Annotated in this window: 3 protein-coding genes; 2 read left to right on the top strand and 1 reads right to left on the bottom strand. The window is 52.5% G+C overall.

Annotation, left to right across the window (positions count from 1 at the left end):
* A partial coding sequence (locus GS535_RS10975) for an autotransporter-associated beta strand repeat-containing protein (RefSeq protein ID WP_202409341.1) occupies positions 1-8,108 on the bottom strand: 8,108 nt, incomplete at its 3' end.
* A 325-nt stretch (positions 8,109-8,433) separates the two neighbouring features.
* On the opposite strand from GS535_RS10975, the gene ybaK reads away from it, so the two are divergent.
* Together ybaK and GS535_RS10965 are read left to right on the top strand one after the other, a co-directional pair.
* The gene (gene ybaK, locus GS535_RS10970; protein ID WP_237442285.1) at positions 8,434-8,913 is read left to right on the top strand and encodes a Cys-tRNA(Pro) deacylase; all 480 of its coding nucleotides are present in this window, start codon (positions 8,434-8,436) and stop codon (positions 8,911-8,913) included.
* Positions 8,914-9,120: 207 nt separating this feature from the next.
* Positions 9,121-9,627, top strand: coding sequence for a hypothetical protein (locus tag GS535_RS10965; protein WP_160792629.1), 507 nt, complete (start codon positions 9,121-9,123; stop codon positions 9,625-9,627).
* Positions 9,628-9,711: the final 84 nt, after the last annotated feature.

Raw genomic sequence — 9,711 nt, 5'->3', positions numbered from 1 at the left:
CCATCCTGGTTCAGACCGCCCGTGCCAGAAATATGCTGATCAAGCTTCACATCATCACTACGGTTAACCGACAATGTCCCGTTATTGTTGATGTTCTTGCTCGCAATCGAGCCGGTCGTGCCACCATCACCAAGCTGTAACGTCCCGTGATTGATGTTCGTATCACCCGTATAGGTGTTGTCGTTGGTCAGCGTCGTCTTGCCGGTGCCATCCTGGTTCAGACCGCCCGTGCCAGAAATATGCTGATCAAGCTTCACATCATCACTACGGTTAACCGACAATGTCCCGTTATTGTTGATGTTCTTGCTGGCAATCGAGCCTGTCGTACCACCATTACCAAGCTGCAATGTCCCATCGGTGATTGTGGTATCACCCTTGTATTTATTATCCCCACCAAGAACGAGCTTGCCGGCATCCGTCTTATCGAGCGACGTTCCACCAGGCACATGGCTATCATCAATCGGTGAATTCACAACCGCCGTGGTGCCAGAGCTTTCGTGTGTGCCATCACCTACACGAACAACCGTACGCCCCTGCGAAGCATAGATAGGATCACCCGACACAGTGTATGTTTTGCCATCATTATTGGCAAATTGCATACCTCCTGTTGTTACAGGTGTCGGATTACCCGCAGAATCATGATCTTTAACGGTGACATCGCCTGCCCCACCTTCAAAAACAGTCATCGCTTTTGACGGTGGATTATTGTTCCCAGCTGCGCCAGACCAGACGCCTCCCCCTCCGGAACCACCATTCCACAGGTTTAAACCGTCTGTATTTTGGACGAGTAAGTTCACCTGATGGTCAATGGATGTTTGCACACCAATACTAATGCCGGGTGGCTGTTCAACCTTGCCTATTTTTTCATTATTTTGGCCCGATAGTTCTCCGCCATACGTATAAATTCGATATACGCCGGCTTCAAGAGCGCCATTTTTGACTGTTGTTCCATTCAGATTTGTAGCAACATTTAATGTGCCACTTAAATTGAGGTTTCCTCCAACGTGAACCAGATCGTTGTAAACGCCACCTTCGTGATATGACTGACCCACATCCCAGTTTTGGGTAGATCCTTGAGCAAGGTTAAGGTCTCCATTAATCCGTAGCGTTCCTGTTTTGCGCTCCCCATCCCCTGGTGACAAAATACCACCATCATTAACAGTCACCGCCCCACCTAAGAGGCCGTTCCCTGCAAGGGCCGCTTGAGAGGCAACCGTTGTTGGCCCCTTAGCTTCACCTTGCTGACCATCAATTTGCAACGTTCCAGCATTAACCGCCGTTGGGCCATTATAGCTGTTTGCACCCGTCAGGATTGTTGTCCCAGACCCATTTTGGCTCAAACCACCTGTACCGGAAATCGTCTGACCAAGTGTCACATCATCACGCCGATTGACCACCAAGGTGCCATTATCCGTGATCGCCTGGCTCGCAATCGATCCGCTCGTACCACCATTACCCAGCTGCAACGTGCCCTTGTTAATCGCTGTTGGGCCGCTATAGCTGTTATTACCTGTCAGCGTCGTCGTGCCAGAACCATTCTGGTTCAAGCCGCCCGTGCCGGAAATCGCTGCTCCTAATGTGACATCATCACTGCGATTGACCGTTAATGTTCCGTTATCCGTAATCGCCTGGCTCGCAATAGACCCACTCGTGCCGCCATTGCCCAGCTGAAGCGTGCCCTTGTTAATCGTCGTGGGGCCGCTATAGGTGCTGTTGCCCGTCAGGGTCGTCGTGCCGGAGCCATTCTGATTCAGCACACCCGTGCCAGAAATCGCCCCCCCAAGAGTGACATCATCACTGCGGTTCAGTGTCAAGGTGCCATTATCCGTGATCGCCTGGCTCGCAATCGATCCGCTCGTACCACCATTGCCAAGCTGCAGCGTGCCCTTGTTAATTGCGGTTGGGCCACTATAGCTGTTGTTCCCGGTTAGCGTCGTCGTGCCAGAGCCATTCTGGTTCAGCGCACCTTTACCAGAAACGACAGCCCCTAATGTGACATCATCGCTGCGATTGACCGTTAATGCTCCGTTATCCGTAATCGCCTGGCTCGCAATCGATCCGCTCGTACCGCCATTCCCAAGCTGAAGCGTCCCTGCATTAATTGCGGTTGGGCCGCTATAGCTGTTGTTCCCGGTTAGCGTCGTCGTGCCAGAGCCATTCTGGTTCAGCGCACCTTTACCAGAGACGACAGCCCCTAATGTGACATCATCACTGCGGTTCAGCGCCAAGGTGCCATTATCCGTAATCGCCTGGCTCGCAATCGACCCGCTCGTGCCACCATTCCCAAGCTGAAGCGTCCCTGCATTAATTGCGGTTGGGCCACTATAGCTATTATTACCTGTCAGCGTCGTTGTGCCAGAACCATTTTGGTTCAACGCACCCGTGCCAGAAATCGCTGCACCTAATGTAACATTATCACTGCGGTTCAGTGCCAAGGTCCCATTGTCAGCAATCGCCTGGCTTGCAATCGACCCGCTCGTGCCGCCATTCCCAAGCTGCAACGTGCCCTTGTTAATAACCGTCCGTCCGCTATAGGTGTTGTTCCCTGTCAGCGTCGTTGTGCCTGATCCGTTTTGATCCAGTCCACCCGTGCCAGAAATCGTCGCTCCTAATGTAACATCATCACTGCGGTTCAACGCCAAGGTACCATTGTCAGCAATCGCCTGGCTTGCAATCGACCCGCTCGTGCCGCCATTCCCAAGCTGCAACGTGCCCTTGTTAATGACCGTCCGTCCGCTATAGGTGTTGTTCCCTGTCAGCGTCGTTGTGCCTGCCCCGTTCTGGTTCAGCGCACCAGAACCAGAGACGACAGCACCTAATGTGACATCATCACTGCGGTTCAGTGCTAACGTCCCATTATCCGTAATCGCCTGGCTCGCAATCGATCCGCTCGTGCCACCATTGCCAAGCTGCAACGTACCCTTGTTAATCGCGGTTGGGCCACTATAAGTGCTGTTCCCTGTCAGCGTCGTTGTGCCTGCCCCGTTCTGGTTCAGCGCACCAGAACCAGCGACGACAGCACCTAATGTGACATCATCACTGCGATTGACCGTTAATGTTCCGTTATCCGTAATCGCCTGGCTGGCAATAGACCCACTCGTGCCGCCATTGCCCAGCTGAAGCGTCCCTGCATTAATTGCGGTTGGGCCGCTATAGCTGTTGTTCCCTGTCAGTGTCGTTGTGCCTAACCCGTTCTGGTTCAGTGCACCCGTGCCAGAGATCGCTGCTCCTAATGTAACATCATCACTGCGGTTCAACGCCAAGGTGCCATTATCCGTGATCGCCTGGCTCGCAATCGAACCGCTCGTGCCGCCATTGCCCAGCTGAAGCGTCCCGGCATTAATTGCTGTTGGGCCGCTATAAGTGCTGTCGCCCGTCAGCGTCGTCGTGCCTGACCCGTTCTGGTTCAGCGCACCCGTGCCAGAAATCGTCGCTCCAAGAGTAACATCATCACTGCGGTTCAGTGCTAACGTCCCATTATCCGCGATCGCTTGGCTGGCAATCGACCCGCTCGTGCCGCCATTACCCAGCTGCAACGTGCCCTTATTAATCGCCGTTGGGCCGCTATAGCTGCTGTTGCCTGTCAGCGTCGTTGTGCCTGACCCGTTCTGGTTCAGTGCACCCGTGCCAGAGATCGCTGCTCCTAATGTAACATCATCACTGCGGTTCAACGCCAAGGTGCCATTATCCGTGATCGCCTGGCTCGCAATCGATCCGCTCGTGCCGCCATTCCCAAGCTGAAGAGTCCCAGCATTAATTGCCGTTGGACCGCTATAGCTGCTGTTCCCTGTCAGGATCGTTGTACCTGAACCGTTCTGATTCAACGCACCAGAACCAGAAACGACAGCCCCTAATGTGACATCATCGCTGCGATTGACCGTTAATGCTCCGTTATCCGTGATCGCCTGGCTCGCAATCGATCCGCTCGTGCCGCCATTCCCAAGCTGCAACGTGCCCTTATTAATCACCGTTGGGCCACTATAGCCGTTATTACCCGTCAGCGTCGTTGTGCCAGAACCATTCTGATTCAACGCACCGGAACCGGAAATGGCTTGGTTCAAAGTCACATTATCACTGCGATCGACCGCTAACGTTCCATTATCCGTAATCGCATGGCTAGCAATTGAACCACCCGTGCCGCCATTACCCAGCTGCAATATGCCCGCATTAATCGTCGTTGGGCCACTATACGTGTTGTCCGCAAGGAGAGTGATTTTCCCTGGCCCATTCTGGTTAAACGCACCAGAACCCGACATGAGCTGACTAATCACCACATCATCGCTGTGATTAATCGCAAGTGTGCCATTATTAACAATAGGTTGGCTCGTAATCCAACCCGTCGTGCCACCGTTACCCAGCTGCAATGTACCCGCATTAATTGTCGTTGGGCCACTATAGCTATTATTAGCTGCCAGTGTTGTGACACCAGAACCATTCTGGGTTAAAGCGCCAGTGCCTGAAATTTTTTGATTAAAGAGTACGTTATCACTGCGGTTAATAGCCAAAACACCATTGTCAGTGATCGGAGAATTGGCGATCGACCCGCTCGTGCCGCCATTGCCTAGCTGAAGCGTGCCTTTGTTAATCGCGGTTGGGCCACTATAGGTGCTGTTGCCCGTCAGCGTCGTCGTGCCAGAGCCGTTTTGATTCAAGCCGCCCGTGCCGGAAATCGCCGCCCCAAGAGTGACGTTATCGCTGCGATTGACCGCCAAGGTTCCATTATTGGTTATCGCCTGGCTGGCAATCAACCCGCTCGTGCCGCCGTTACCCAGCTGCAGCGTCCCGGCATTAATCACCGTTGGGCCGCTATAAGTGCTGTTGCCTGTCAGCGTCGTCGTGCCAGAGCCATTCTGATTCAGCGCACCAGAACCGGAAATCGCCGCTCCGAGAGTGACGTTATCGCTACGGTTAAGGGCCAAGGTTCCGTTATCCGTAATCGCTTGGCTGGCAATCGAACCGCTTGTACCGCCATTGCCAAGCTGCAGCGTGCCCTTGTTAATCGCGGTTGGGCCGCTATAGCTGTTGTTCCCCGTCAGCGTCGTTGTGCCAGAGCCGTTCTGGTTCAAACCACCAGAACCAGAAATAGCTTGGCTCAAAGTCACATTGTCACTGCGATTAACCGCTAACGTCCCGTTATCCGTGATCGCCTGGCTCGCAATCGAACCGCTTGTACCGCCATTACCCAGCTGCAGCGTCCCGGCATTAATCGCCGTTGGGCCGCTATAGCTGTTGTTCCCTGTCAGCGTCGTTGTGCCAGAGCCGTTCTGGTTCAAACCACCAGAACCGGAAATGGCTTGGTTCAAGGTCACAGTGTCACTGCGATTAACCGCTAACGTTCCGTTATCCGTGATCGCCTGACTGGCGATCGACCCGCTCGTACCACCATTACCCAGCTGAAGCGTCCCGGCATTAATCGCCGTTGGGCCGCTATAGCTACTGTTGCCTGTCAGCGTCGTCGTGCCAGAGCCGTTTTGATTCAAGCCGCCCGTGCCGGAAATCGCCGCCCCAAGAGTGACGTTATCGCTGCGATTGACCGCCAAGGTTCCATTATTAGTTATCGCCTGGCTGGCAATCAACCCGCTCGTGCCGCCGTTACCCAGCTGCAGCGTCCCAGCATTAATCGCCGTTGGGCCGCTATAAGTGCTGTTGCCTGTCAGTGTCGTCGTACCAGAGCCATTCTGGTTCAGCGCACCAGAACCGGAAATCGCCGCTCCGAGAGTGATGTTATCACTACGGTTAAGGGCCAAGGTTCCGTTATCCGTGATCGCCTGACTGGCGATCGACCCGCTCTTACCACCATTGCCAAGCTGCAGCGTCCCGGCATTAATCGCCGTTGGGCCGCTATAGCTGTTGTTCCCCGTCAGCGTCGTCGTGCCAGAGCCGTTCTGGTTCAGTGAACCTGTGCCGGAAATGGCTTGGTTCAAGGTCACAGTGTCACTGCGATTAACCGCTAACGTTCCGTTATCCGTGATCGCCTGACTGGCGATCGACCCGCTCGTACCACCATTACCCAGCTGAAGCGTCCCGGCATTAATCGCCGTTGGGCCGCTATAGGTGCTGTTACCTGTCAGCGTCGTCGTGCCAGAGCCGTTTTGATTCAAGCCGCCCGTGCCGGAAATCGCCGCCCCAAGAGTGACGTTATCGCTGCGATTGACCGCCAAGGTTCCATTATTGGTTATCGCCTGGCTGGCAATCAACCCGCTCGTACCACCATTGCCAAGCTGCAGCGTCCCGGCATTAATCGCCGTTGGGCCGCTATAGCTGTTGTTCCCTGTCAGCGTCGTTGTGCCAGAGCCGTTCTGGTTCAACCCACCAGAACCGGAAATGGCTTGGTTCAAGGTCACAGTGTCACTGCGATTAACCGCTAACGTTCCGTTATCCGTGATCGCCTGACTGGCGATCGACCCGCTCGTACCACCATTACCCAGCTGAAGCGTCCCGGCATTAATCGCCGTTGGGCCGCTATAGCTACTGTTGCCCGTCAGCGTCGTCGTCCCAGAGCCGTTTTGATTCAAGCCGCCCGTGCCGGAAATCGCCGCCCCAAGAGTGACGTTATCGCTGCGATTGACCGCCAAGGTTCCATTATTGGTTATCGCCTGGCTGGCAATCAACCCGCTCGTGCCGCCGTTACCCAGCTGCAGCGTCCCGGCATTAATCGCCGTTGGGCCGCTATAAGTGCTGTTGCCTGTCAGCGTCGTCGTGCCAGAGCCGTTCTGATTCAGCCCACCAGAACCAGAAATAGCTTGGCTCAAAGTCACATTGTCACTGCGATTAACCGCTAACGTCCCGTTATCCGTGATCGCCTGACTGGCGATCGACCCGCTTGTACCGCCATTGCCAAGCTGCAGCGTCCCTGCATTAATCGCCGTTGGGCCGCTATAGCTGCTGTTGCCTGTTAGCGTCGTCGTCCCAGAGCCGTTCTGGTTCAGTGTACCAGAACCGGAAATCGCCTGGTTCAAGGTCACATTATCTGTACGATTAATGTTGAAAACACCATTATTCGTAAGCGTACTGCCAGAAAGAGCACCACCATTATCATTATTACCAAGTTGAAGCGCGCCACCACTACCAACAGTCGTTGCATCGCCATTCAAATTGGCATTTCCTGTAACAATTAACGTACCATTATTAATATTAGTGGTCAGATTATTGCTCAAAGCAGACAAAGGAGAACTGACTGTCCACGTACCAGAACCAGCCTTTGTTAAGCTGCCAAACGCACTAACACCAGAACCCAGCGTGTCATTACCCTGCCCTGTCAGAGTAAGCGACGCCGTGTCTCCCCCACCAGTCATGCTACCGTTAATAATGGATCCATTATACAAAGTAACCTGATTGGCCATACCGGGATTCAAGTCGATATTTCCGTTAACGTCTCCTCCCGTAAAGTTTGTAAAGTTAACAGTTCCCTGCCCAGAGGAGCCAAGAACTTCTCCTTGTCCGCTCCTCCCTGCCGTAATTGTACCATAGTTTTCAACACTATTCGGCCGAGAACTTGTTGCTGTATCTTTACCCTCAAACCAGATATCCGCAGCTGTATCTGTTTGAATAAGCCCTCGGTTAATAATACGGTTCCCACCCCCCATGGGGTTGAAAGCTTCCCCGTTACTGTTCCCATCGGAGCCAGAGGGTTGGATAACTTTCCCAGTAGTTCCTACATTGACTGTCGTATTCCCGACAAATTCAACAATGTTAGGCCCGCTTCCCAAGGGGCCACCGTAGGTCATGGAACGCGACCCAACGACTTTCCCGTTAATATTGATCGTGGCGTTGGATCCAAGACTAATAGCCGTACCAGTGGAATCGATACTGGAGCCCGCATCAATCGTCACATTGTTGATATTATAGCCCGAACCGTTACCAATAACCGTGCCGCCCTGTGTCATCATCGTTGCGGTAATAGCCGCGTTATTGCTTAGACGTATCGAGCTGGCTGTACCATTCCACCCTAGGATATTCCCACCATTAAGAAGAACCGGGTTAAGCGGTGTCGCAAACCCAGGGAAACCCTGCGTGCAGACAATAGTTCCGTTGTTGCTACTGCAGCCAAGCAAAGGGTCGGCGTGGGCCGGCTGCAGCTGTGTCATGAAGAGGACGGTGGAAGACAAGTATAGCGTCTTGCTGAACGGCTTACTTTTTAACAAAGGCGACACCGACCAAAAACGTCTCATGACACTCATACCTATCAATATTTCACACATTAGAAACCATCTATAACTCTACCCTTTATTCGTTAAATAAAAACAAAAAGGCACAAGTTTTAATGGAATTCACAGTGTAGGTACAATGAATTCACTAATTTATATTATCTAATAAATAAATATATGGTTAATTTTTACTTTTATGATTTATTGATTTTCCCATTTTCCCGCAGCATTCCCCCATTAGAGACAGTCTCATGCTAGAAAGAGTATGGATAAAAAAAAGGAGACCATGATGCCACTAGAAACCGTTGCAACAGAGTTCCTCACCCAAGCCGGTGTACCCTTCACCACTATCGCTTATGACTATGCCCCTCAGAAGGGACATATTGGTGAACAAGCCGCCCAAGCTATTAATGCGCCTTGTAGCGCTGTCTTTAAAACATTGGCAGCAAAAATTGACCGTAAACAGCCTGTTTTCGCGGTTATTCCTGTTGCGCAACGTGTCAATTTTAAAGCCCTTGCTGCCGCCCTTGGCGGACGAAATGCAAAGATGATGCAACCAGAGGAAGCCCATGATCGCACAGGATTTGTCTCGGGTGGCACGACTCCTTTTGGGTCACGCCAAACCTTCCCGGTCGTATTAGATCAAAGCGCATTGAAGCATGAAAAAATCTGGATCAACGCTGGTGCTCAAGGCTTCCTTGCCTGCATAGCCCCACAAGATGTCATCCGTGTTACCCAAGCAACCCTAGCAGAAATTGCTCTTTAAAGTCTTTTGGCCATCATGTATGTGGTGCCTTTTTATAAATAAAAGCCACATACACTTATTGAGAATATTTTCATGAGATATGTAACCACTAATCTTTCCAAAAAGTGACGACAATTTCACTCACATCTTTCATCAAAAGAACCTATATTGATTCCCACAGGCTACTCGATGGCCATTTGATGATTGATCTTTATTGAGGGGGCAACCATGATGTTTCATACACATCTTACCCGCACAATTCTTCCGGCCTTTGGTGCTCTCATGCTCCTTGGCGCACCATTAAACAATGCTCAAGCCCATCACCATCATGGCGGGTTTGGGCGGGGCTTTGCCATAGGCATGGGCGAAGGCGTTGGGTATGACGCTGCTCAAATGGGCGTCAACGCCCTCTTCGGTGGTGGCGGCTTCGGAGGGCCAGGCTACGGCCCCTACAATTACGCGCCATCCTACCCGCCTTTTGGCGGTGGTGGCTATTATGACAGCGGGTATGGCGGAGGCTATGGCAGCTACCCTTCTTATGGGCCACCTCAAGCACCGAATGTCACCATCATTAACGAGGCCCCACCCGCTCCGCAAAATGACATCCCGAGCTACCCATACCCTGTGCCGGGTTACACGCATTATCAGCCCGGCGCTGGTTATACGACGGAGCCACGTGTAACCTATGTGCCCGGTTATGGGAATGTACCGGTCTCATCACCGATCACACCGTGATCTCTCCAGCGCGTGATAAAAATAGAGAACGCCTGCGATAGGAACGTAACCCGTTCTATGTCATTCTCTTGTCTCCTATAAACA

Source organism: Saccharibacter sp. EH611, from assembly GCF_009834765.1.
Classification (GTDB): Bacteria; Pseudomonadota; Alphaproteobacteria; order Acetobacterales; family Acetobacteraceae; genus Saccharibacter.
The sequence above is the reverse complement of the archived record's forward strand: the minus strand, read 5'-3'. Positions and strand labels throughout refer to the sequence as shown.